Origin of the sequence: Pedobacter paludis (assembly GCF_003173575.1) — a bacterium.
In the GTDB taxonomy this organism is placed as follows: Bacteria; Bacteroidota; Bacteroidia; order Sphingobacteriales; family Sphingobacteriaceae; genus Pedobacter; species Pedobacter paludis.
Window position 1 is genome coordinate 297,147 of the sequence record NZ_QGNY01000005.1, and the last position, 25,214, is coordinate 322,360.

General features: G+C 37.3%; 16 protein-coding genes and 2 tRNA genes. 9 read left to right on the plus strand and 9 right to left on the minus strand.

The window, feature by feature from the left end; translation table 11 throughout:
- Positions 1 to 98: 98 nt before the first annotated feature.
- Entirely contained in the window at positions 99 to 905 is an 807-nt protein-coding gene (gene murQ, locus DF947_RS15445) for an N-acetylmuramic acid 6-phosphate etherase (protein ID WP_109930942.1), read from the minus strand.
- Positions 906 to 1,094: 189 nt separating this feature from the next.
- Between murQ and DF947_RS15450 the strand changes: the two genes are divergently transcribed.
- Positions 1,095 to 2,702: a S41 family peptidase gene (locus DF947_RS15450; RefSeq protein ID WP_109930943.1), complete on the plus strand. Its 1,608-nt coding sequence runs from the start codon at positions 1,095 to 1,097 to the stop codon at positions 2,700 to 2,702.
- A 468-nt stretch (positions 2,703 to 3,170) separates the two neighbouring features.
- Positions 3,171 to 3,677 carry a GNAT family N-acetyltransferase gene (locus DF947_RS15455; RefSeq protein ID WP_109930944.1) on the plus strand — a complete coding sequence of 169 codons (507 nt, stop codon included), beginning with the start codon at positions 3,171 to 3,173 and terminating at the stop codon, positions 3,675 to 3,677.
- 369 nt (positions 3,678 to 4,046) lie between these two features.
- Here DF947_RS15455 and DF947_RS15460 read toward each other — a convergent pair whose 3' ends face one another.
- The gene (locus tag DF947_RS15460; protein WP_109930945.1) at positions 4,047 to 4,616 is read right to left on the minus strand and encodes a cupin domain-containing protein; all 570 of its coding nucleotides are present in this window, start codon (positions 4,614 to 4,616) and stop codon (positions 4,047 to 4,049) included.
- 179 nt (positions 4,617 to 4,795) lie between these two features.
- Here DF947_RS15460 and DF947_RS22290 point away from each other — a divergent pair, with 179 nt between their 5' ends.
- A complete protein-coding gene (locus DF947_RS22290) occupies positions 4,796 to 4,954 on the plus strand; it encodes a hypothetical protein (protein WP_158526284.1) in 159 nt (52 codons plus the stop codon).
- Positions 4,955 to 5,050: 96 nt separating this feature from the next.
- On the opposite strand, the gene DF947_RS15465 is transcribed toward DF947_RS22290, so the two are convergent.
- Positions 5,051 to 6,625 (minus strand): Na+/H+ antiporter, encoded by a 1,575-nt coding sequence (locus DF947_RS15465; protein WP_109930946.1) that lies wholly within the window; start codon positions 6,623 to 6,625, stop codon positions 5,051 to 5,053.
- A 109-nt stretch (positions 6,626 to 6,734) separates the two neighbouring features.
- Complete coding sequence (locus DF947_RS15470) at positions 6,735 to 7,133, minus strand: response regulator (protein WP_109930947.1); 399 nt, start codon at positions 7,131 to 7,133, stop codon at positions 6,735 to 6,737.
- A 384-nt stretch (positions 7,134 to 7,517) separates the two neighbouring features.
- Here DF947_RS15470 and DF947_RS15480 point away from each other — a divergent pair, with 384 nt between their 5' ends.
- Positions 7,518 to 7,727, plus strand: coding sequence for a hypothetical protein (locus DF947_RS15480; protein ID WP_109930949.1), 210 nt, complete (start codon positions 7,518 to 7,520; stop codon positions 7,725 to 7,727).
- Between the two features lie 33 nt (positions 7,728 to 7,760).
- Positions 7,761 to 7,955, plus strand: a complete 195-nt coding sequence (locus DF947_RS15485; protein ID WP_109930950.1) for a hypothetical protein — start codon at positions 7,761 to 7,763, stop codon at positions 7,953 to 7,955.
- Between the two features lie 144 nt (positions 7,956 to 8,099).
- On the opposite strand, the gene DF947_RS15490 is transcribed toward DF947_RS15485, so the two are convergent.
- Complete coding sequence (locus DF947_RS15490) at positions 8,100 to 8,702, minus strand: FMN-dependent NADH-azoreductase (RefSeq protein WP_109930951.1); 603 nt, start codon at positions 8,700 to 8,702, stop codon at positions 8,100 to 8,102.
- Positions 8,703 to 8,815: 113 nt separating this feature from the next.
- Between DF947_RS15490 and DF947_RS15495 the strand changes: the two genes are divergently transcribed.
- Positions 8,816 to 9,193, plus strand: a complete 378-nt coding sequence (locus tag DF947_RS15495; protein ID WP_109930952.1) for a winged helix-turn-helix transcriptional regulator — start codon at positions 8,816 to 8,818, stop codon at positions 9,191 to 9,193.
- 228 nt (positions 9,194 to 9,421) lie between these two features.
- Here the strand turns inward: DF947_RS15495 and DF947_RS15500 are convergent.
- The 4 genes from DF947_RS15500 to DF947_RS15515 all read right to left on the minus strand — a co-directional run bounded on the left by DF947_RS15500 (position 9,422) and on the right by DF947_RS15515 (position 11,447).
- Positions 9,422 to 9,493, minus strand: a tRNA-Glu gene (locus tag DF947_RS15500).
- 80 nt (positions 9,494 to 9,573) lie between these two features.
- Positions 9,574 to 9,649 (minus strand) — tRNA-Met (locus tag DF947_RS15505).
- Positions 9,650 to 9,838: 189 nt separating this feature from the next.
- Entirely contained in the window at positions 9,839 to 11,038 is a 1,200-nt protein-coding gene (locus DF947_RS22510; RefSeq protein ID WP_109930953.1) for a sugar transferase, read from the minus strand.
- A 4-nt stretch (positions 11,039 to 11,042) separates the two neighbouring features.
- The gene (locus tag DF947_RS15515; RefSeq protein WP_109930954.1) at positions 11,043 to 11,447 is read right to left on the minus strand and encodes a response regulator transcription factor; all 405 of its coding nucleotides are present in this window, start codon (positions 11,445 to 11,447) and stop codon (positions 11,043 to 11,045) included.
- A 752-nt stretch (positions 11,448 to 12,199) separates the two neighbouring features.
- On the opposite strand from DF947_RS15515, the gene DF947_RS15520 reads away from it, so the two are divergent.
- The 3 genes from DF947_RS15520 (at position 12,200) to DF947_RS15530 (ending at position 25,183) form a co-directional block, all read left to right on the plus strand.
- Complete coding sequence (locus DF947_RS15520) at positions 12,200 to 15,631, plus strand: PAS domain-containing hybrid sensor histidine kinase/response regulator (protein ID WP_109930955.1); 3,432 nt, start codon at positions 12,200 to 12,202, stop codon at positions 15,629 to 15,631.
- 429 nt (positions 15,632 to 16,060) lie between these two features.
- Positions 16,061 to 21,133, plus strand: coding sequence for a hypothetical protein (locus tag DF947_RS15525; protein WP_109930956.1), 5,073 nt, complete (start codon positions 16,061 to 16,063; stop codon positions 21,131 to 21,133).
- Between the two features lie 30 nt (positions 21,134 to 21,163).
- Positions 21,164 to 25,183: a hypothetical protein gene (locus DF947_RS15530; protein WP_109930957.1), complete on the plus strand. Its 4,020-nt coding sequence runs from the start codon at positions 21,164 to 21,166 to the stop codon at positions 25,181 to 25,183.
- The last annotated feature ends 31 nt before the right edge of the window (positions 25,184 to 25,214 follow it).

A 25,214-nucleotide genomic window follows, 5' to 3' on the forward strand; every position in this document is an offset into this window, starting at 1 on the left:
ATTCGTTTTTTGGTTTTTTGGATGTTTCGTTTTTTTAGTTTTCATTCGATATCATTCAAGCTCTTGGCCTAAAAACCAACCAACTAAAAACTAACCAACTACCCTTTACTTGCTTCTACAGCTTTGCGTACACTTCCATACTGGGTTAACAAATCGGCGGCTTCGTTGTATTCAATTTTCAATTCATCGGCTACCATTTGTATTCCTCGATCTACCAATTTATGGTTTGTTAACTGCATATCGACCATTTTATTGCCAACAACTCTTCCCAGCTGAACCATTACAGTAGTACTCAGCATGTTTAAAACCAGTTTTTGGGCAGTTCCAGATTTCATCCGTGTAGAACCCGTAATAAATTCGGGACCTACAACAACTTCAACCGGAAAATCAGACTCTGCGGCAATTGGACCACCGGTGTTACAAACTATGCATCCCGTTAAAATGCCCATTTTGCGAGCTGTATTTAAACCACCAATAACGTATGGCGTTGTACCAGAGGCGGCCAAGCCTACTAAGCAATCTTTTTCGTTGATATTGAATTCCTGCAAATCTTTCCAAGCCTGCTCGGCATCATCTTCTGCAAATTCAACTGCTTTTCTAATGGCGGTATCGCCACCTGCTATAATACCTACAACCCAATCAAATGGTACACCATAAGTTGGTGGGCATTCGGAAGCGTCTACAACGCCTAGCCGACCGCTCGTGCCTGCGCCAATATAAAAAAGACGACCGCCTTTTTTCATTCTTTCGGCTACAGCCGTTGTTAATTTTTCTATCTGAGGCAAAGATTTTTCTACTGCAAATGCAACAGTTTTATCTTCGTTGTTAATGCCCTGCAGAACTTCCATTACCGACATTTCATCAATGTGGTTGTAGTTGGATTCATGCTCGGTTACTCTATCCATAAATTTAATTTTGATAAAATTCGGTAAATTCTTTCTAAAAACTGCCTTAAAAATTCAAAAATATATGTTCAAACTTCAATCTTATAAATCGCAGAGTTAATTTATGTTAAAAATTATAAACAAAAGACAGTAAAATGGAGTTAAAAAATTAATCAACCCGCTAATTTTCATAAATTTGCAGCAACGCTGATGAAAAAAAACACCCGTAATAATTTACTAATATCCTTAAGCTATTCTATCATTTTAATAGTGGGGATGTTTTTGGGCATAAAATTCATCAAAGACCAAGGTTATGGTGTTCAAAAAAACACAAAACTAGCCGATAATAATTCCGAAAAACTGGATGAAATCCTACACATCATTAACAGGAATTACGTAGACGACATCAATACAGATTCTTTGCAAAACTTACCGATTGATAGTGTTCTTCATCAGCTCGATCCGCATAGTGTATATCTTCCTCCTTCTGATGCCCAGGATATGACAGACAATTTGGAAGGAAATTTCGAAGGTGTTGGTATAGAATATTATATGCTAAACGATACCATGATGGTTACCGGAGTAGTAAAGGATGGGCCAGCTTATCAAGCCGGAATTAAACTGGGCGATAAAATTTTAAGTATTGACTCTACTTTTGTTAGTGGCAGAAACTTGCCCAAAGAACAGCTTACCGGCCGCTTTAAGGGAAAAGCTGGAAGCGGTGTTAGCGTACTTTTAACTAGAGCAGGCCTTACGCAACCAAGCAGATTAATGGTTACAAGAGGCAAGGTGAACATTAGCAGCATAGATGCCTCTTACATGATTAATAACGAAACGGGCTACGTTCGAATTAGCAAGTTTGGCGCCAACACAGATGAAGATTTCGCAACGGTAGCGGCCAACCTGAAGGCTAAGGGCATGAAAAAGCTTATTCTCGATTTACGCGATAATGGCGGTGGCTACTTTACCGCGGCAACAGGTTTAGCCGATCAGTTTTTACCCGAAAACAAATTGATTGTATATACCCAAGGAAAACACGAGCCACGCACCGATTATTTTTCAACCGGAAATGGTGCGTTTCAACAAGGCAAATTGGCCATTTTAATAAACGAAAATACCGCATCGGCCAGCGAAATTGTTGCAGGCGCTATTCAAGATTTAGGTAGAGGAATAATTGTTGGCCGACGTTCTTTTGGTAAGGGCTTAGTGCAGGAACAGTTTGCTTTCGGCGATGGGTCTGCCTTAAATTTAACCATAGCAAGATATTATACACCATCTGGCAGAAGCATCCAAAAATCGTATAAAAAAGGCTACGATGCCTATAAACATGAGCTTGATGAACGTATGATTGATGGTGAGCTTACCGGTGACCGCACCTCTTTTCAGGATTCTGTAGAAAAAGCCGAGGGTGTTAATTTGCTTGCTGTAAAAAAAGGGAGAACAAGCGGTGGCATCCAGCCCGATGTTTTTGTGAAATTGGATACCACAGGTTACAATAAGTTTTATGGCAATTTGGTGAGTAAAAAAATCCTTTCCGATTTCGTTTTCAACGTACTAACCAACCGTTATAGCGCCAATTTTGTTGAGCAGAACATTAATACCTTTAACATTAGCGATAACGATTTTAAAGATTTTATCGGCTTTATTCAGCGCAAAAATGTACAGATCGATCGACTTCAATTGTACAGCTCGAAAACAGTTATTTTAAACGACCTAAAAGCCTTACTTTGTCGGTATTACTTAGGCGATGTTGGTTATTATAAAGCCATAAACCAAAATGACAACGCCGTAAAACAGGCATTGGCGAATCTTCAATAACCTTAAACTTTACCTAAGAAAGATATATTATCTATAAACTTTAATTAATTGCCATCTGATTTCTTTTTTTGAAAAGCAATGCTTCTTCTACTATTAAAGATAATCCCGCCAACCATTGCAAAGCCGTTTGCGTAGAAAAAATGCAATCCGTGTTTTTCATTTATGTCGGGTTTAAGAAATTGGGTTTCCTGCACGATTTAAGTTAGCTAAACCCGATCGACGCGTTAATCCTTTTTGATGCAAAAAAAGATCATTGCTTGCAGCGCCCTCATCAAAAAGATTAAAGCAAAGAGCGGGACTTTCCAATCCCATAAGCACTGGTTTTGCTTTTCTAAACAATGAAGCTGCCGAATGAGAATGTTTAATTTAAACCCAGTAATCTCCAGTTAACAAAAACTTCATTTAAAATACCAGATCTTTTAAAACCCAATCCACTATATTCGGTTATCTAATAAACCCTACTCACAAATGATTGAAACCGAAAGACTCATATTAAAATCATTAACTCACGATCAACTTTTAAAATACATTCAAGACGACCACTCTCTGGAGGCTGAGTTTAAGCTTTTGCCAACTAAGAAAAATATATCTCCTACCCTACAAGTAGCATTAGAGCAAACCATTTTGCCTAACGTTTTCGATAAAGACAAAGATTATCTATACAACACACTTTGGACGATTATCTCTAAGCCAGACAATAGAATGGTTGGCGATATCTGCTTCGTTGGCGAGCCTGATCCCAATGGCGAAATTGAAATTGGATATGGAACTTATGAGGAATTTAGAGGAAAAGGATTTATGACGGAAGCAGTGGGCAGAATAATTGAATGGGCTAAAGAACAGCCAAAAGTTAAATCGATTTTTGCTTCTACCGCCAAAGACAATATTGCATCTTATTCTATTTTAGAAAAAAATAATTTTGTACATGTTGGGGAAGTAGACGATATGCTTAGCTGGAAAATTCAGATTAAATAAATGGAATTAAAGTTTCTCTTCATATTTTTGAAGTAGATAAATGCATCATGACAATCTTCTTTTGTTCCTAAACTAGAACCAACCTGTTTCCCAGCTTCTTAATAAATTTTGGATATTTTTTTTTGTAGCAGCTAAACTTTTTCATAAAACGGCAGTCAAATTTCCAATTGATGCCAAAATGAAGAATCAAAAGGAAAGAAAAATAATTTCGTCAGAATCAGATAATGATTTAGATGATGGCGAATATCCCAGAAAGATGATATTTTTTATTCTTTTGTTAAGTGTTGTGCTTATTATTTCAATTTTTGCAAGCCGAATGACATCATAAAGAATCGGTAAGGGTTAAAGTTGAAATTGTTGAGTAAAATTTTAAGGTTTTTTCTGGTAATCAATGGCTGGGCCAACAACAACAAAGCCATGGTTTTTTCTAAATTCATCCTGCTGCTGCAGAGATAACCCTTTCATCTTTCCTTCTGATACATTTATAAAAAATTCTTCCATCTTACCCGCAGGTTGGAAGGTCATCAGCAATTTTCCGTTACCCTCTCCGAGTTTGGCAAATGCATGTGGTACGCCACGCGGACCAAAAACCGTATCGCCAACTTTGGCATTGTAGATTTCTTCGCCCACTTTGATTAAAAACGCCCCTTCTAAAACATACCAGGTTTCGTCTTGATCGTAGTGATAGTGAAGTGCCGGGCCTCCCTTTTTCACTCTTGTTGATTCATATATATACAGTGATCCGTCAGTATCCTTCGCCGAAACTTTGGTATAAAAGGTGTCTCCCTCAAAAAGGTTAATGGGTTTTTTATTTCGGTCTGCACCAGAAGGTACCATGAAACCTTTATTAATTTTAAGCGTATTTACAACACGGCTTAGGGCTACTGAAGGAAAAATAGCCAGCCCGGCTAGAATCTGAAAAAATGATTTTCTTTTCATGATTAAATATACAATTTACTGGTTATAAATCATATAGCTTAATTGTATTCTACACCGAAAAATTTCTCCTATCAAAATCCAGATGCAATTTAAATCCATTAAACCTTCGTGATTCTCTACCGTCAAAACCATACACACAGATTAATGCTTGATTTATGGTTTTACTTAAAATTTAGGTTATGAAAAGGATTTTGCATGTATTGCTTCTTTTAGCAATGGTAATTAATTTAAGTGCTTGCGTGGTAAGAACCCGTGCCCCAAGAGCGCAATGGGTACCCGGACATTACAATGTTGGTCCACACGGTGGCCATTATTGGGTAAAGGGACATTATCGCTAAAACTGTTATTGGCCATCATAATAGAAAATTGTGATGGCCTATTTTCTAACTCAATCAACTCACTACGCCTCACTCTTCTATTGCCCTTCTCCTTGATTACAAAAAGCTTAATTTTTCTTCCTCCAGATCAAGAAAATTAAGATGTTTTCTTACAAGATCTTCATTAAGAGTAACTTCTGTTTTATTTTTTGCGAGCAGCCATTCCCTTTGATTATTTAGGATATCAAGATAGATTGTTTTCCCTTTTTCATCGATTACTGTTCCATCTTTTAACAAATCCTTATCCTCCCACTTACGGGCCATTTGTTGAAGAAAAGGTTGGTTCAGCAATTGATCTGAATAATTTTGTCGAAGGTATTGGATGGCTTGATGTGCCAGTTGCTGACGTAAAAGGTGATCCGTCTCATCTTCGGGAGGAGTATGATCCAAATTTGGAATGTGAATTTTGTTGATTAAGTATGGCAAAGTAAGCCCTTGAAGCAGTAAGGTAAGGAGAATAACAATAAAAGTAATGAAAAGGATGAGGTTGCGTTGCGGAAAAGCGATGCCACCCTCTAAATGCACAGGAATAGACAGTGCGGCCGCAAGAGAAACTACCCCACGCATGCCTGTCCAGCCCAATATAAAAGGAACCCGGTAACCTGGATGCGTAGCATCTGCAACTGTAATATAATTGCGTGCAATTAAGGTAACAAATACGGCTCCATAGGTAGAAAGGAGCCTTGCTAAAATTAAAACAAAAGTTACCAATACACCATAACCAATTGCTTCGGGAATACCAACATTACCTAATCCAGCTGTTATTTCGGGAAGATCTAAGCCAATAAGCATAAATACCAAGCCATTTAAAATAAAAGAAAGGCTTTCCCAAACATTTACCCCACGCAAACGCGAAGCACTGCTTAAAAAAAAGTGCCGTTTGTTCGACATAAATATGCCGCCACTAACAACAGCTAAAACACCAGAACTGTGCAACTCTTCTGCAACAATGTACATAATATAAGGCGCAACAAAAGTGAGCACAATATCCATATTGGCATCTGTTGGAAGGTATTTGTGGATTTTAATAAAGATAAATCCTACAAGCAGGCCAATAACTACACCACCAATTAGCATCCAGCCAAAACTAAGTGCGGCTTCGTACCAGATAAACTGTCCGGTTGCAACAGCAATAAGTGCAAACCGAAAAATAATTAAGGAAGATGCATCATTTAACAGGCTTTCTCCTTCTAAAATTGATGACATCCGTTTAGGCACATTAACAAATTTTAAAATTGCCCCTGCACTAACTGCATCCGGAGGTGATACAATCCCGCCCAAGAGCAAACCGAGTGCTAATGAAAAGCCCGGAATAAAATGATTGGCAACAAAAGCTACAGAAACTGCCGTGAAGAATACCACAATAAAAGCAAAACTGGTAATAATCCTTCTCCACCGCCATAACTCTTTCCATGAAATGGCCCATGCAGCTTCATAAAGCAATGGCGGAAGAAATAAAATAAATATGAGTTCTGGATCGATATGTAAAATTGGAACACCGGGAATAAAACTAATAAGCAAACCAGCAACAACCAATAATACCGGATAGGCCACCTTTATTTTTTTGGCCAGCATAATGATGAGTACAATTGTAAAAATTAGCGCAAGATAGAAAGGGAAATTCTCTAGCATTAAATAAAATTTAAGCAATAAGCAAATAGACAAAATGGTACAAAGCTGTACCTCAATTTAAATATAGAAAAATATTGCGATTTGTTTTAGGCCTAATTTTTTACATTTTTTAAAAGGAGTCTATTACTTTTTTTATGGTTTTTAACATTTTAAAATGCTCCAAAACAAATGGTTTAGTTACAAAACCATGCACTTGTTTGTAGGCTGCGGCCCTTATTTTATCGGCTTCGTTTTCGGATGCTGTAACCAATACCACATAAATATTGTTACGGAACTGGCTTTTATTTAAGATTTCGAGCAATTGCCAACCATCCATTTCTGGCATACCAAGATCGAGCAAAATCAGAAAGGAAAGTTCGTAGGAAATATTTTTTTCGATATACTTTAATGCAGGCTTTGCACCATTAAAATATTTGGCTCCAAAAGAAAACTCACTTCCTTTTAAGAGTTCTCGGTGAATTAACAGGGTCATCTCATCATCATCGATGATCAGTATTTTCGTTTTCATTTAAAATAGGGATGTTTAACAATAAGGATCGATGGAGCTGCATCATAAAAAATGGGTATGAAAAAATTAATTTTTTCATACCCAGATTTAATAATAACGCTTTACATTGCGAAGATAGTTTTTTCTTTTCAGATCCCACATCCAATCTATATTCATTTTGTTCAAAAACGAATATAAAACTGATCATATATTAAGCAAATACATCGAAATATGGGGTATTCCATTTAGCGCTAAGAATTATGTGCGCACAAATTTGTAATCATGTAACACATTGGTTATCTGTTAATAACTTAATTAAATTGTGGATAAAAATATGATTAATCATACAGATTTTATTAGGTCTTGTTAATTTTTGGTATTAAATTTGGATATCCACCTGTACCTATGAAAAAAGTACTTCTAACCCTATTTGTGGCTGTAATTTGTTTTTCCAGCTGCAAGAAAAAATTTTGTGGCGTAATAACGGCCATTAGTTCTGAAACTTCGCCAGTTGATGGACAACCATTATACAAGCTGTATTTGGAAAGTGGTGAGGTTGTGCCTACCAAAAGCAGGGGCAATCATCAGGTTGGAGAAGCGTATTGTAATGATTAGAGTATTAACATTTATATTTCAAAAGAAACCGATATGTTACTCAAACTAAACCCGTCAAAATTTAGAGAGCTTTTAAATGTGTTTGATATCAATATTCAATCAAACAGAATCACGCTTTTTACACAGCTAGGATCAAACCCAAAAGGTGTTGGTGCAATTTATGTGGAGAAATCAGACTTCGAAGTTGCTTTTGAAGCCTATTTGCAAAAACTTGATAAATCAGCTTAATTTTGTTTCCAACTTCTATCGCATATTTATAGTTGCAGATATTTTTTTACTTAGGAAGATCAAAACCAATAATTATTTAATTTCGATCTTCCAGCAAGTTGGTTTACTTAATTTGTTTAAACAAAAGCTTACCATTTAAAAAGATTAATCAATCTCTATACTGTTTATCGCTTTATCAAACGCATAGTCCTTAACTCCAGGCACCTTTAGCCCTTCGGCACGGAATACTGTAAAATCTGTCATTCCCAAAAACCCAAGGAAAGCCTTTAAATAAGGCGCAACAAAGTCGTTTGCTTTGCCTGGCCCTTCAGAATAAATGCCTCCTGATGACATGGCGACGTATACTTTTTTCCCTGTAACCAAACCAATAGGCCCATTTTCGCCATAACCAAAAGTTATTCCCGCTCTGGTAATGTGATCAATCCAAGCCTTTAACGAAGATGGGATTGTAAAATTGATCAATGGCGCACCAATTACGATAATATCTGCAGCAAACAATTGTTTGACCAAATTATTGGAAAGATGAACAGATTTCCTTTCTGCTTCCGTAAGTTGATCATCAGGAATAAAGAAAGCATGGAGAACTTCTGGTGTCAGATGCGGAATTTCCATATCCACCAAATTGAGGGTTTCAACCCTACTTTCTGGATATTTATTTTGAATTTGTTCTACTATGGCTTCACCAAGCTTAATGCTATATGAGGTTACACCTTGTATGCTCGATATTAAATGAAGAATATTTTTCATGATTTTTTTCTTATTGATTATGGAGCTCAAAACTAAGGTTACCAGCTGATAAAAAGTTAGTCGTTACCCAAAGGTAAGTGCTTACATTGAGGTAAGTGATTATCTTTGCTATTATGGAAGTTGTTAAAAACCAGTCAATACCTGGCAAAGAAATATGTGCCGGATCGCTTAAAAACGTACTTGATGCATTATATGTCCTCAACGGAAAATGGAAATTAGCCCTAATTCTTTCGCTTGTTCAGGCGCCTAAAAGGTTTAACGAAATACAGAATGAAGTAGCCGGAATTTCATCTAAAGTTTTAGCTAAAGAACTAAAAGACTTGGAACTAAACGACTTTATAAAACGTCGCGTTTTCCCAACCACCCCAGTAAGTATTATTTACGAAGCGACCGACTATAGCGAGACTTTAAAAAATGTATTGGCGGAACTTAGTGCTTGGGGTGAGCAACATAGAGAAAAAATTAAACAAAGCATGCGGACTCACCTCTAAAAGGGAATAAGACTATAAACCAGTACCTAAAATTAAATTCAACATTTCAAATCATTTAATTCTACGTACCTGATTCAAACATTTAGAATAAACAAGTTTTACTTTTAATAAAGAAAGGATTTTCAAAAAAGAAAGCCGAGGATCATACTTCCATTTTAAATGTATCTGTGAAAATCCTTTAAAACGCAAAAAACCGTTAATAAATATATTAACGGTTTTAGTCTTATGTAGCCCGCAGGGGAATCGAACCCCTATTTCCAGAATGAAAATCTGGCGTCCTAACCGGTAGACGAGCGGGCCATTTTCAATTTTAGAGTTAAGATTTTAGAATTACGATTGTTTTCAATCTAAATTCGTAAATCTACAATCGTCAATTTACTTGGTAGCGGGGACACGACTCGAACGTGCGACCTTCGGGTTATGAGCCCGACGAGCTACCAACTGCTCCACCCCGCACTCTATATTGAACTTTTCGTCTCCACAAATTCTATTTTTCAATTTCATTTGTTTTAAGAGGCAGTCTTGGCCTTTTTCCTATCAATCTTAGCGTTTGAAGGAGTGCAAAGGTACTATTATTTGTTTGTTATGCAAACTATTGATGGAATATTTTAGAAATATTTTCAACAGATTAATTTAACCCTAAGTTTATACGCTTTCTTTTTGAAGTAGTGCCGGGATGGTTTTCAAAATCAGTTTGATGTCGTTTTTAAAACTTTGATTTTTAGCATAAGTGTTATCCAGCATAAGTCTTTCGTCTTCACTCATATCGCCCTTACCACGTTTTTCTACTTGCCATAAACCTGTAATTCCGGCAGGTGCAGCAAAGCGAAGCACGTATTTGTCTGTCGTTAATTTTTCCGCCTCATAAAGGGGAAGCGGTCTATTACCTACAATACTCATATCGCCAATAATTACATTCCAAAGTTGCGGAAGTTCATCGATACTGGTATTTCTAATAAAATTTCCAACCTTAGTTATACGCGGGTCGTTTTTGATTTTGAAGAAGGCAGAACCAGCATTGGCATTTTTACTGCTTATAAAATCCTTTTCGCACCACTGAATGTTATCGGCGTAAAGTGGGTACTGGCATTTACCTTCCGCAGCGCATTGAGTGCAGAGCGTTTGATTGCTTGTTTCTTCGGCCTTATCAACTCCTGCATCAATATCATATTGATTTAAGTGCTTTAGATCTTTAATTCTTTGATCGGCGTTAACAAACATCGATCTGAATTTGTAAAACCTAAAAACCCTAAATCCCGTTCCTGCCCTTAAAGAATAGTAAAAAACAGGGCCTTTTGATTCCAATTTAATCAAAATATAGATGATCACGAATAACGGTGCCAGTGCGATTAAAGCCATACCGGCAAAAAACACATCGAAAACACGTTTGGCAAAACCAATATTTTTAATTGGCGGAACATCTGATTTAATGTTGCCTTTAAGGTTATCCCAATTATCAATTAAAAAGTTAATTCGCCTTTCTACGCGGTTCATTTTAAGCGGAAGACGGAAAACGTCAGAAATACCTGCCGAAAGCGCAAGAACACGAAGGTTTGGGTTAAAATAATTTACAACGAGAAAAAATGGAACAATTGGATGTTCCTTTTTGTTAAGTGTTTCTATTAGTGATAATCCGGCTGGAGCCATGATCTCGCTGTAAGAAATTATAGCTGCAATATTAAGCTGATCATCGACCCATGATGAGGCCATTTTCATTCCATTATCGAAACGAACCAATATTTTATCCCCAAAATTGCATTGTTCAAATGCCTCCGCAGAAACATTGTCAAATCCTATAAGTGCAATTATCGGTTTTTTAGCTCCAGCATTAATTTCCTCAACCATATAATTAAGCACTCAATTTGCCCATACGTCTTAATACCACTCTTATTCTTGCTTCTAGCTCTGCCGGATTAAATGGTTTTACCACAAAATCATCAGCACCAGCATCTAAACATTTTATTCTTTTATCAGAACTTTCTTCGCCTGATAATATGATTATCGGAACAGAGTTAAAAAAATCGCTTACCTTAACTTGTTGAATGAGTTCTAAACCACTTAATTTTGGAGTATTTAAATCGGCAATAACCAAGTCGGGGATATTTCCATTTTGCATATAAGCCAAAGCATCCATTCCGTTCGACCTAATTTCGATAAGGTAAGAAGTACTTAAAATTTCTTCAAGTATGGCTTGCATAAACACGTCATCTTCAACAATAAGGATGTTAATTGTACGGGTAGCGGATAAATTCATTTTAATGGGGCGATTTAAACTATGCTCTTAATACGTAAAAAGGATTAAGAGGGATTTGTAAAAGTAATATTCTTTTAAGACATGAATGTTACTTTTACGATTACTATTTTATTATTAAATTATCTGTTCTTATTTTTTTGCTTAAAATCTGAATCTGAATTCTTTAATCGGGTTGAAAATTTTATAGGGTTTCTGCTTATATTGATAAATTTAGATTGATTTTGCGTTTTACAGTAAAAACTTTCTTGTCAAAACCCATTTATCATGTGTCCGCTTGGTTCGTTGCTTTTCGTTTCTTTGATTGTTGAAACATTTTTTGTGCAAGTAAATCAAATTGAACAACGTTTTTAAGATTAAATAGGTGATGGTTAGTGCAATTATAAAAAAAAAAGCTGACCTAATTACAAATTGATTTTAGAATAGTAAATAATTGTTTTTCTTTTTTTTAAAAAATATTGCCCTAATTGCTCTAATCGAACACTTAATTCATATCAATTTAATTATGGTGATGATTAAGTTTACAAAGATGTAAGTAAAAAATTGTTAAAAGCGTAGTTCTTTACATTTTTTAAAATTTAAACTTCTATCTTTAATCTTTATTATTCTTGATGAAATATCTTCGAAAGAAAGACCGAAATGAATTATTTCGACCATTTCTTGAATTGGTCTACTTTATAAGACAGGTCATCGACTAAAATTAATCGCTCCTCAGAATTTAGGTTCTGAAAAACAAATTATCCGTTTTAAAAAAAATGAGTACATCCCAATTTTCGTTCAGCAAAAAACAGCTCAACCGTTTGTTTCCGTTGTACATTCTTATTGATAAAGATTTAATTATTGAAGATTGTGCCATCGAAATAGAAAAGCTTTGTGAAAACTGCACCGCAAGTTCATTTTCAAAACACTTTGTTTTGGACAAAATCGATCATGATGCCTTAAGTTTTGATTCCCTAAGATCTTTAAACAGCCAATCAGTTAACCTTAAAGTAAAGCACAGCTCGGAATATATTATTAATGGCAATATAGAATACCTTGAAGATGTAAATCAGATACTTTTTACAGGAACATCTTACGATTTAGCCCACGCGGATATTGCACCGGTTTCTACCAGCAGTAAGGAAGAACAGTTAAGAACCTTATCTACAATTGCCGAGATAAACATTAACACAATTATTATAACCGACCGTAACGATAAAATAACTTGGGTAAACAAAAGTTTTAGCGAAATGACTGGCTATACTTTTGAAGAAGCCTTAGGGCAAAAACCCGAATACCTGCTCCATGGCGAAAATACAAGTCAGGAAACATTAAATTATTTAAATAACCAAGTCAAAAAAGGCCAGGCTTTCAATGCTGATATTTACAACTATTCCAAATCGGGAAAAGCATATTGGGCCCGTATTAAAGGTCAGCCAATACACAACCAAACTGGCGAGCTTACCGGTTTTTTTGCCTTAATAGAAGATTTCACAAAAGAAAGAGAAGCTCAGGAACTTTTAAAGGAATCTGAAAACCGCTTCAGGTTGGCCTTGGAAAAAATAGGAAATGTTTGGGAACACGATTTTAGAACAGGGAAAACCATATTTTCTAAAACCAACAACGAATTTTGGGGCTATTCTGATGATGACATGGACACCAATGATATTGTTTGGTGGGATAAGGTGCATAAGGAAGATTTTCATCTGCTTTTTCAAAACTTTAAAAAATACAAACGAGGACTAATAGATTCGCATAATGAAGAGTATCGAATCATCCAAAAAGACGGAGACGTAAAATGGGTTTTAGATCGTGGTGTGGTTATAGAAAAAGATGAAAACGGCAAACCGCTTAGAATTGTAGGTACGCATACCGATATTACTCCAATTAAAAAAACCGAGCTGGAGCTTGAACAACATGTAAGGCAGTTCAGATCACTTTCTGAAAATATTCCAGGGGTAATTTATGAATATGAATACAGAGAAGATGGCACTGATGGATTGCGATACATAAGCCCGGCTGTTGAGCGTGTATTTGGAATTACAGCAGAAGAATTTTGGAACGGCAAATATATTTCTCCAACAGATCAAGCCAGGATTGATCGCAAGCAACAACACAGTAGAAATACTTTAGAGCCTTTTTACGATGAATCGGAAATTACAATTCCTGGGTTAGATACCCGTTGGTATGCGGTTCACTCTGCTTATTCGTATACCAGTCAGGATAATGCAAAGGTTTTTACTGGATTTATGGCCGATATTACGGAGCGTAAAACGGTAGAAGAATCGTTAAGGGTTAACGAAGAAAAGTACCGAAGCATTTTGGCCAATATGAAATTAGGCATGGTTGAGGTAGACAATGATGGATACATTACTTACGCCAACAACAGTTTCTGCCATATGTGCGGTTTTAGTATTCCTGAACTTATTGGAAGAAAGGCCGGTGATATGTTTTTATCGCCAGATCAGGTTTACCTAGAGCAGGATAAAATCAAAAAGCGCCAAGAGGGCGTTGCAGATGCTTACGAAGTAGAAACCAAAAATAAAAATGGCGAAAAGAAATGGTGGCTGGTAAGTGGTGCACCACGCTATAACGATAAATCTGAATTGGTTGGCTCTATCGGCATCCACCTAGACATTACAGAACAAAAATTACAGGAAATAGAATTAATTGCAGCTCGAAATGAGGCTGAACATTTGGCGGCAACGAAAGAAACATTTTTGGCAAACATGAGCCACGAAATGCGTACGCCGATGAATGCAATTATGAGTATGACCAACCAGCTTGCCAAAACCGAGCTTGGTACCGAGCAGGAGTTTTATTTAGAAACCATACAAAAAGCATCGAAAAGCTTATTGGTGATCATCAACGATGTACTCGATCTTTCTAAAATCGATGCAGGCAAACTAAGCTTGGAAAACATTGGTTTCAATTTGGTGGATGTACTTCAAAACTCTATGCAGGTAATTACGCATAAAGGAGAACAGAAAGGATTAGATTTAAATAATTACTACTTTGATAGTAAAATTGCACCTGTTTTAATTGGCGATCCGTATCGTATTAATCAGGTATTATTAAACTTAATGACCAATGCCGTTAAGTTTACCGAAAAGGGCTCGGTTGATTTAAGCTGTAAAGTAATTACCGATAAGCTTAACTCCCAAATTATAGAAGTTTCTGTAAAAGATACCGGAATTGGGATGGAAGAATCTTTTGTTACCCATTTGTTCGATAAATTTAGTCAGGAATACGAATCAGTTAGCCGTAAATATGGCGGTACAGGCTTAGGAATGAGCATTTGTAAAAATCTGATCAAACAAATGGGTGGAGAAATTTTTGTAGATAGCGTTAAAAACGTTGGCTCTACCATTTCCTTTATCCTAGAATTACCAAAAGGCGTAGCTGAAGATATGCCAGAGAAAGTAGTGACAGAATTTAGTGAAGAATTTTTGCAAGGCAGAAAAATACTCATTACCGATGATAATGACTTGAATCGATTGGTAGCTTCTATTTTGCTTTTAGATTTCGGAGCTACCGTAATGGTTGCAGAAAATGGATTAATGGCTCTAGATATGATTGCCAATGATCAATTTGATGTGGTTTTGATGGATATCCAGATGCCAATTATGAATGGTTACGAAACCACGCGGAGATTGCGGGAAATGGGAAATCAAATTCCAATTATTGCACTAACCGCATCTGCAATAAAGGGCGAAAGAGAAAAATGTATCGCTGCTGGAATGAACGATTACATTACAAAACCAATTGACGAAGAAACGTTTTTAAAAACAATAGATAAGTGGATTAACAAAGATGAGGATGCTCAGCTTGAAGATGAACTCAAAATGGAAGAACCTTTATATAATTTATCTTCACTGCGTGTGATTAGCAAAGGAAGAGAAGACTTTGTTAAAAAAATGGTCGATATGTTCTGTGAGCAAATGCCACCAATGGTTAATGAACTAAAAGAAGCGCATGAAAGCCATAACCTACAACAGATGGGTTCAGTAGCACACAAATTAAAATCAAGTATTGATCATTTAAACATGACCACAATACAAAGGGTAATTCGGGATATTGAAGGTTTTGGAAATGAACAAATCAATGATCCATCTTTACCTGCCGCAATCAAAAATGTTGATGAAACCGTAAATGCTGTAATATCAATGCTCAAGGTAGAATTCCCTTCAGAAACAGCTGAAGCATAAATCATTTAAAATATTCTTGGCAGATATCAACTGCTATTTAAACCTGTCCAAGGTTGGCGAGCTGCCAACCTTGGATTATCACAACCAAAACCAGTTCCTCGGTATTTGGTATACCCTACTATTAGAATCTACCCGCTATAATTAAAATCATCAATTTCGTTTTTAATTCATTATCAATAAGTTATAAACATTTGCTAAAATCTTTTGTGAATAAAATACCGTAAATGCGGTATTTCTCTAGGAAAATTTAATTGTAGATTTATTCTAGTAAATGTGCATTAACAAACAGACATTTCTGTGCCCGATTTCTTTTTGAATTTCGACTGGCTTCCCCTTGGTTTGATTAATATTCTATTTTGGATCTCTGGCCATTTACTGCTTTTTCTTTTTCTAATTATTTCTGTATGGATACATTAACTCATCATTGAAATGGCTAAATCTACCTCCTTCCAAAACCAACTGAATCTCGTTCATGATTTGGTAATCAAACCAGATGAAAACCCTGAAAGATTAAATACCTTATTGGGCATGCTTAAAAAATCGGATGTTGCTGTAGAAAGCAATCGTTTTTTAAAAACCGAAAATCCCGATTTGGTTGCCCAAAATATTCGAAACAATGAGCAGTTGCAAAATTTCTCGACACTAAAACCCGAATCAAAAGAAAACGATCAATTGGTAATTAGGCGGGAAGCACCTGTATCCATTTTGGGTAATTTGGATGGTTTGGCCAGCTCAAAAAATCTTTTTTCGCTTAACCCTTTGGCAAACCCTGCTCAAACTTTGGGGCCATTTACCGCAAACGATGGAAGGTTATTCTGGTATGATTTTTTCAACTATGAAAAGCTAGTGCCAATTTATTTAACCGGAGAAAACAAGCCTCTAATGCTTGTGCCCTTAAAGCTTTCAAAAATAGGCAGACCGGTTGCGGAATATACTTTGGCTAAAGGAAGTATTTGGATTCGTGCAGATTTATTTGCAACGCAGGCAGGTGCTTCAAATTATACGGGTTTTAAAATTAATTCTGGGAAATTAACGCTTTCAAAAATAATCTCAGTGCTTAGCGATACACTAAAAATTACGGCAGATGTTGGTTTTAGACTTGATTTGGTTTTGGATAATACCTTCGTTAATAAGGGGAATACGAATTTTGGCATCGATTCTAGAAACGCAAATATAAAACCACCAGAATCTTTAAACCTTCAATATGCAAACAAAAAAATCTCCGTTTCCCTAATGGGCCCAGCCAGCTGGGAGCTTTATGGCGACCGCAGGCTATTTACCTATGCCGGAAAAGAAGCCACTTATAGTACAGAATTGGGTAAGATCTTTATTCCACTTTTGTCAGAAAATCCAGAATTTACCATCCGAGATAATCAATCACCGTTTTTCAAAATTGATGGAACCTGTAAAGTTAGAGGTTCGGTTTGGTGTTTATCGTTAAACGAATTAGATGTTGCCAAACCCTTTTCTATCCGGAATAATGGCGCACTAGGAATAAGCACACTACAGGGCTTAACCTGTAGTTGGCAAGGCATTGATGCCCGTTTACCTGTTTATTTATCGCGTACGTTAATTCTTGCAGAACCTGGTTTGTTTGTGGTGCACGAAACAAATGCAGATTTTAAAGGCTTAAGCGAAAACTACAGACTTTGGGATCGGGATGAAACTTCTGGCATAAAAGCGGGCGCAATTTTATCCTTTAAAGGCAAAAAGAAATTAGATTATTCTTGCGCAGAAGAAGGTGCAGAAGGTATAGGAGCCGCTGTAGATTCATCTATTGAAGCCGATAGACCCATTCGGGCAGATGGAATTCCAGTCGCACCAAAAACCCTTGATAGCATTTATGTAAAATATGTAACGCCCACACTTGCCGAAATGATGCTGATTGATCAGGATATGAAGGCAGAAAACCTTTCCGATTCATCAGAAAATTTAATTTCTAAACTTAAGTTTGCCACAATTAAAAAGATTACACGGCCTTATCAGTTTGCGCTGGAAAACGCTTATCTGCTAACTACACCTCCTGCAACCCTTATTTTAAATGGAAGTTTTAATGGTGAAAACATTTTAACAAAAGGAAAACTGACCATTTTATATGGCTTAACGGATTTAGTGCCAACTTTACCCCACCCCTACACCTCCGAAGTTTTATTCCAAAATTTGCGTAAAGCCTCTACATTTACCGATGTAGCCAGCTATAATCAAAGCTTAATGGGCGCCTTAAGTTCTACCTGCGATTGGAGACAAGATGAACATAACCTTGCCTTGGTAGAGGTAGATTTCAAGTTATTTTACGATCAAAAGCAGGTTGTTCCGGCTATGATCCAAACTCCGGCTACAGGAAAAGGAAACGAAAGCCAGGGAATTGAGGCATTTACCTCACAAGAATCGGGTGGCTTATCTAAGTTAGGCGCTGCCCGAGGCATGGATTCTAAAATATTTCGAAGTCCGAGAATATTTTCTCTGCTCGATTTAAGTACAAATTATGATCTTTTGGGTGTTTCGATGTCGTTCAACCAAGTTAGATCGATTAGTCAGGGTTTTGCAAAAGTAAATCAGGTTTCCGAACAAGTAGTTACCATTGAGAAGATGAATTTGCGTACGCCAATGGCGATGTTAAACGGTTATACTTTGCCACATATTTCCTGGGAGCCTCTAGTCAATATTACGGAACCAGGGATAAGCGATGATCCCGACAAAGGAATTATTGGCTATAAAGACCAAGGGCCGGCAACTGTGTTTACCCAGTTCGATAGTACCGTAATTAATATTGATCCACTCAAATACATTGAAAAATTCCAGAACAATCTTAAACCTTATCTACAAGAGGACGAAGTTCCGGTAAATCCAATAAAGAAAAATCCAAATTTAGGAAGCAACGTATTATTTGGTTTGCCAAATGGAAAGGTTTCAATAGCCTTGCTAACACCATTTAATCCACAGCAAGCCACTATGAATAATCGGCATCTGGATTTTATTACACCGAGTTTTAAAAACGAAAAATTCAAAGGGGGCCTTCAGTTTAGGGTTTCTGCAAATGCGGCTAAAAATCCCGAATCGTTTCCTCCAGAATTATTTGGCGCAACTGTACAAATGAAAAATTCGACCGACTGGAATGGGAACAGCATTCCTCAAAGTGTTCTGGGCAAAGATGTACACACTATTTTCAATAAAACCTTTGCATCCAGCTTCGGCAAAACGGGTGTTCCATTAACACATATTGATTTTTCTGGTTATGGAGCAAGTATCTATAGCAATTGGCTGGCGCCTTTGGCCAAATTTGCAGATATCGCTCAGGTAAAATTTGATGTAATGCGTGGCCGATTGGCACACGAAGTTGTACAGGCAGTAAGTATGGTTTACCCATATGGAATTTGCGTAGTAAGAACAATTACCTTTTACAGACGCAATAATGCTATTGTCTACAGAGAAGATAGCGGCTGGGTAGCCAAAAGCGATGGTATTTTCGATTTCTCTTTTATCGGGAAGGATGAAAATGATAACCCAAAAAATTTCCCCAACCCTTACATTTTCCATCCGGGATTAGTTGGCGGTTTTTATAATGTACACAACATTAAAGAGATTGAAGGTGATTCCATTTCTATTGAATATACCCCAAATAATGGCGATTATTTCAAAAATAGCGCCGATGATTTTATACACGACAGTGGCAATGGAGATCCACAAACTGCCGAACTGGTAGGCATTACTTTCGATGCAGATGTGAATATAGATATTGATGGGCAGGGCAATTATAAAAAAGTAACTGGCAGGCAGTTTAAGGGCTATTTACAGCTTTCGCCGCAAGGTGTTCCCATTCCGGAATCTGTATTTAATGAATTAATGATGCGCAATCAAAATTCAATTGGCGGAAATGTAGACTGCCTGTTAAACTTAGGCGGCAGCAAACAAACCATTCTAGTTAATCGGGTCGATGTTTCAGCTTCGTATCAAAATGACGATAAAGGTGATGTGATATTTGTTGCAGCAGCAAGAGGATCGGTTCAATTACCTGCCGATGGAAGCTGGAGCATGGTAGAATTGGATAAGAAAACAGGCGATGTACTTCCGGTAAGCAACAAACAAAGCATACCAATTATTAGAAAAGGCGAACGTGATCGTATAAATCCAGAATTTAACATCCCTTTTCCAACAAAAATTTCGAAGGTTGCCTTTGCCGATGCTTTGTTTAACGAAGAAAACACGTTTGCAAAACGTTTTGGATTTGTACAGAATACAGGTACCCAAAAACTTCTGTTAACCGATCCGAGATATGATGCAGACCAAGTTGAAGCCTTATTAAGCGAAGCGCCTTTATTGGCCGATAGTTTTAGGTTGTTAAACAGCAAAGGACCTTTTCCAAATTTGGGCAACGCCATTAAATTAGAAGATGTTACTGAAGCGGTGACCGATATTTTAGAAAATGGCTTACGGAAAAAAATAGAACAATTTAAGCTTCCAGATGAACTGAGTTTCGATATTATCGGCAAAGCCGGAGATTCGTTTAGAATGTACATTCAGTACAAAAGCGAAACCAAAGCCGGAGAAAAATCGAATACTTTGGTAGACTATATAACCGATTCTGAAGCAGGCGAAAAATGGAAAAACGAAATGGGCAATATGAGTATTGTTGTCGATTTAGCTTCGTTTAAATCATTGATGACGATCAGTGGAGATTTTAAGGCAAGTGTAAAAGCCAATCCGGATTTTGGCTCGAATTTAAATAATGCACCTCAACTTAAACTTGCAGAACCATTAGAAAAAATTTATCAGATTCTGGAATTTTTGGATAACCTTGATCCAACGCAACCTGTTGAGGCCGTTAAAAAAGGTTTAAAAATTGCCATGAGCAACAATGCAGATTCATGGGATTATAAATTTAAGGCCGATAAGGAAATTCCATTTGTTAAATTTCCCTTTGATCCGGTAAACTACAATTCACCAACAACGCCGTTAAAGTTAGATGCTTCCTTCAAAATTGGTTGTTACTTTAATCAGCCGATAAAAATTCCAAACACCATTGATGAGGTGATGCCATCTGCCGGAGCATTTTTAGAGCTGGGCGCAGATTTGAGGGTAATGTGCGTTTCACTTGCGGCGGCAACCATTTACGCAACAGGAAGAGCCGAAGTTGGGCTCGCTGCAGATCTAAAGCATTCGCCAACCCTGCATTTTAAATTTGGTTTTGGTGTAGAACTTTGTGTAGGCTTGCCTGTTATCGGTAGCGTTGCCGTATTGTACATGGTTGGCGTAGATATGTCGCTGAATACGGAAGAATTGGTGATCGGTGCATTTATCTATTTCAGAGGCAGGGCAGAAATTTTTGGTGGCATTGTAACCATAACCATACAAATTGAAGCTGCGGGCAAAATCCAGAAACAGCTTGGCGGCGGACCAACCAGTTGCATTGCCATGTGCACCTTTGCTTTAGACATTAGCATTTTCTGGGTTATCGATATCAATTTTACCGAAACCTGGGAAGAAACCCGTCAAATTGCTTAATCCAATTACCAAACCTTATTTGCAATTATTATGGAACCAACAACACTTTGCATCTTAACATTTCCTCAATATTATAAAAATGGAAGATTAAACTTCAACATTGTTATCATTCCGAGAAATTTAAATCCTTTATTATCCTTAAAGCCGGGATTAGCAGCCTTTGCCGATGCTCAAATCCAATTTAAATCCATGGCGATCAATAGCCTGGATGGTTTGCCCATTACAGAAAATGTAAGCTCAAACCCGGTTATCGATCTGGAAAATCCCGTAGTACCAACCCGTAATATCTGGGAAGCGCTAAAAAAACAAATGGAACTGAGCGATGGAATGAAAATAGATGATGCTGAAACCGGAAAACCAGCACAGCGGGCAAATGCTGATTTAGAAAGATATAAAGATAGGTCTATTCGTAAATACTTACCAGAAAGCTATAGAAACGCGTTCAACTTTGTGCGTGCAAAAACAAAATATGCCTTAAGTGGCGATGAATATTCATGTGCAGTTAAAAATAAAAACAACGATAATACCGATCAGAACACACAAAGAGACACTTTATCTTGGGGCAAGGTTGTGGCCTTTTGTTTAAGAAACCCGGCATTGGCAGAAAAAGTCGGGCTGATTTATAAAGCATCCATTGCCTTAAATGCCGACGAAAAACTTTTTGAGCAAGGTGGATGGATGTATACTGAATTGGCTACAGGAAGTGATTTTGATGGTGCAGCAAAAATGAAATATGCAGCAAGAATCCCTGCACTTAAGGGATTAACCGAACGTGTTCTTTTTTCTGCTGTACAGTTTCCTGTTTCAGAAGTTGCCATTAACAACCTTGGCTACGATGAAATTTTGAGAGATGCCATGATTTATGATGATGGCTTTGCCAAAATTGTGCATGCAAACCAGCCTGTCAACCAAGATCTGTTGCAGGAAAAGGATAAATCAAATCCGCCGTTAAAAGATCTTGGTATTCGATTAGGCTGGGATGATGAGCAAATTGCCATTTGGTATAATAGGCAAATGTTGCAAAAAGAAGAACAAAGTGGAGCCATTATAGATGCGCCTTTAGGCGTTTTTGGTTATCGATTGGATGCTCGCAAATTGGGTGAAGAAAAATGGCTTTCGCAAAACAGCTTGGTTGTTCAACAAACTACTGCGCTTGACGGTGGCGCCATTCCGATTTCCTTGGCTGGCGATATTTTGGAACCTGGTATAGAAATTCATCCTGCAGCGCATGGCGATTCGGAGGGGGAAGGCTTTTGGCTCCCAATGTATTTTAGCAGCTGGGCGGGGAAACCCGTTTCCATTGCAGACAAAGATGCCGAGGATATTAATATGCTTACGGCCGATAAGATGATTGCTCCTCGACCAGACATTCAAAATAGCATTAATACCATTCCAAAACGTGTTAGCCATCCTTATTTAGCTAATCCAGAATATGTACTGCCTTTAGTTTATGGCGAAGATTATGAATTTAGGATTCGGTTAATGGATATTTCTGGCGGTGGCCCAAAAGCCGAAGATAAAGCCTTAAATGGTGGAGAAAGACCGATAGCGCATCAGCATTTTAAACGATACATTGCTGCAGGTGCTATGAATATCGTAACCATGAAAGATCAATACGATGTTTTATCCAAAGGAACTCAAGATTTATTGCTAAAGGATACCAGTATCCTCCAAAATGTTCTTGACAAAAATAATCCAATACTGAAAATTAAAAGGCCACTATTGGGTTATCCAGCAGTAGTTTTTACAGGAAAATATACGAATGCAGTAGATAAATTGAAAGCCATCCTTGGCAATTTAAACGGCGATCAGGTTGGGGTTGATATTGGTTTGGCAGATCCTGATGTAGAATCTTTTAAAATCCGTGTAGAGGTTAGGGGTTTGGAAATGGATAACGGTCGTTCAGAAAACGGAAGAGAACCTTACTTTCTGTTGTTTGAAAAAGAATTTGAGATGGAAAAGGAAGCAAATAATTACGATCAGGAATTCGAGCTTAAAATTGTTCATCAAGATGTAAATGTAATCGACTTAGAAAGTGGTTTTGGCAACTCGGGCGAAAAAAACGAATTGGTTTTGCCAACTTCCAGAAACTTGCGTTTAACTTTTATTCCATTGATTAAAACTGCGGACAATGATTATGCTGATGTCGAAATTGCAGAAGGAAAGAAATTAGTAATGACGTCTTATCAGCCTTCGGTAAATGAAGTTGATCTGCTTTCGAAAATTGATACAGGCTATAAAGCAATTTATCTTCAGCCGGAACATCCGGTTGATCAGCACAAGGTAACAGGTTTTGGCAATATTTTAGAAATCAATCTCATTAACAGCACCACGCCGATAGAATTAAGCCGATTGGCAGATGCCTTTAATCTGGTGGCCCATAACCTTACTTTAGAAGGAGAAAAAGGTACGCGTGTACAATTTGGCTGTTCAAATTTGATGAGACATTCACTCGCTCCTGATGCATCATCACTTACCTTTTCATCATTAGGCGAATTATTTAACCATTGGATTATCGGAGTCGATTTTACCTTATTAAGAGATTGGTCTTGGGATGGATTAAAAAGACAAAGCATTACAATTTCTAGAGGCTGGAAAGCTAAGCGAGGTGGAAAAATAGGCGATGTTATTGAAATAGGTACTATAAATGTTTCGGATACGGCTTCTATGAACTCGCTTCAAGATGCAGATCGTCAATATTCCCGTCTGATTTTTATGGATGCTTTCGATCCCAAACAAACTTTTGATGAGTTTCCATCTGGCGCCGTTCTTACTTACTCTATAAAAGTAAACTTTGAAGATGGTGTAAACGGCGAAAGTCAGTCTGATGCTTGGAATGGTGAGATAGAATTGCCAGTTACGATTATCCCGAAACAGATTCCGAAATTAATTTCTGCAGGAATAGCCCTGTCGCCGTACGTTTCCGATTCTGAGAAATATGCTTCAACAGAATTCAGACAAAGGTTCTTATGGCTCGAAATGGACCGCGAACCTGATGATGAAATGGACACCTATTTTGCCAGGGTATTATCTAACGCACCAGATCCTTTATTGTGTGCCGTAAATGAGAAACTATTGAAATATGATCCTGTTGATCCAGTATTAAACATCAATGATGAAAAAATAAGAATTATCCTTGCCGGTGGGCATGATGATAACGCAGGCATGGGCGCTATGCAAGAAATGATTCGGGGTGAGGATGAAAGTGGCAAATCGAGTTTTTATATGTTGCCCCTGCCTCCGGGTTTACATGCTGATAGCGATGAACTTTTTGGATTTTTCAGTTACGAAATTAGATTGGGGCATAAAAAAGAACTTTGGAGTACTGCACAAGGCAGATATGGCAGACCATTGAGAGCAAATGGTGTTCAGCATCCTGCACCTGCATTAAGTTGTACGGTAATTAGAAGAAAAACAGGTTTGGCTAGAAACCCAGTCCGTGGAAAAATTATAAACAATCTGGAACAAGAATTTAGAAAAGTTCCAAAAAGAAAAGGCCTTGAATTGGAGGAAACAGTATTAACCAGAGCTGTTAGAAATGAAATCGTAATCACCGCCCCTTTTGCAACCGCAGTTTTAAACGGCGAAAACGTTTCATCGAATCCACCTCAAACCAGTATGTGGTATATGCTTTATACACAGGTTAGGCAGGCTGACGGAAAATCATACCGGAACCTACTTATCGATTCGGGAAATATGCCATATATTCCACCAAAAGGCAGAATTTTAGATAAGGAAACGGTTTATCAACCCAAGCCAGAAGGCACAAAATCTGGTCGGGCCATATTAAAAGTAGATGATGTACAAGCCAGATTGGTAGAAATGGGCCTTCCTGCAGAGAGCAGTTTAAGTGTACTGTGTGTAGAAATGTTTCCTTTAAATAATCAATGGAATATGAATTTAAGAGGCCAGCGTTTTGAAAATATTGAAGGTGAAAGAGAAGAAGAGACCGAACTTTTAAATCCCTTAACTACCGGTTTGGGTTCGTATCGAATTTACAGAACCTCAGCCTTGGTACCAGTATCGGATGTATGTTGTGATGACTGCTAAAGAATGAATTATTATATATTAGGTAAAGCGG

What these genes read in the sequence shown, in the direction of transcription:
- murQ (WP_109930942.1), bottom strand. Translation starts at nt 905, where the DNA reads ATGGATAGAGTAACCGAGCATGAATCCAACTACAACCACATTGATGAA.
- DF947_RS15450 (WP_109930943.1), top strand. Translation starts at nt 1,095, where the DNA reads ATGAAAAAAAACACCCGTAATAATTTACTAATATCCTTAAGCTATTCT.
- DF947_RS15455 (WP_109930944.1), top strand. Translation starts at nt 3,171, where the DNA reads ATGATTGAAACCGAAAGACTCATATTAAAATCATTAACTCACGATCAA.
- DF947_RS15460 (WP_109930945.1), bottom strand. Translation starts at nt 4,616, where the DNA reads ATGAAAAGAAAATCATTTTTTCAGATTCTAGCCGGGCTGGCTATTTTT.
- DF947_RS22290 (WP_158526284.1), top strand. Translation starts at nt 4,796, where the DNA reads ATGAAAAGGATTTTGCATGTATTGCTTCTTTTAGCAATGGTAATTAAT.
- DF947_RS15465 (WP_109930946.1), bottom strand. Translation starts at nt 6,625, where the DNA reads ATGCTAGAGAATTTCCCTTTCTATCTTGCGCTAATTTTTACAATTGTA.
- DF947_RS15470 (WP_109930947.1), bottom strand. Translation starts at nt 7,133, where the DNA reads ATGAAAACGAAAATACTGATCATCGATGATGATGAGATGACCCTGTTA.
- DF947_RS15480 (WP_109930949.1), top strand. Translation starts at nt 7,518, where the DNA reads ATGAAAAAAGTACTTCTAACCCTATTTGTGGCTGTAATTTGTTTTTCC.
- DF947_RS15485 (WP_109930950.1), top strand. Translation starts at nt 7,761, where the DNA reads ATGTTACTCAAACTAAACCCGTCAAAATTTAGAGAGCTTTTAAATGTG.
- DF947_RS15490 (WP_109930951.1), bottom strand. Translation starts at nt 8,702, where the DNA reads ATGAAAAATATTCTTCATTTAATATCGAGCATACAAGGTGTAACCTCA.
- DF947_RS15495 (WP_109930952.1), top strand. Translation starts at nt 8,816, where the DNA reads ATGGAAGTTGTTAAAAACCAGTCAATACCTGGCAAAGAAATATGTGCC.
- DF947_RS22510 (WP_109930953.1), bottom strand. Translation starts at nt 11,038, where the DNA reads ATGGTTGAGGAAATTAATGCTGGAGCTAAAAAACCGATAATTGCACTT.
- DF947_RS15515 (WP_109930954.1), bottom strand. Translation starts at nt 11,447, where the DNA reads ATGAATTTATCCGCTACCCGTACAATTAACATCCTTATTGTTGAAGAT.
- DF947_RS15520 (WP_109930955.1), top strand. Translation starts at nt 12,200, where the DNA reads ATGAGTACATCCCAATTTTCGTTCAGCAAAAAACAGCTCAACCGTTTG.
- DF947_RS15525 (WP_109930956.1), top strand. Translation starts at nt 16,061, where the DNA reads ATGGCTAAATCTACCTCCTTCCAAAACCAACTGAATCTCGTTCATGAT.
- DF947_RS15530 (WP_109930957.1), top strand. Translation starts at nt 21,164, where the DNA reads ATGGAACCAACAACACTTTGCATCTTAACATTTCCTCAATATTATAAA.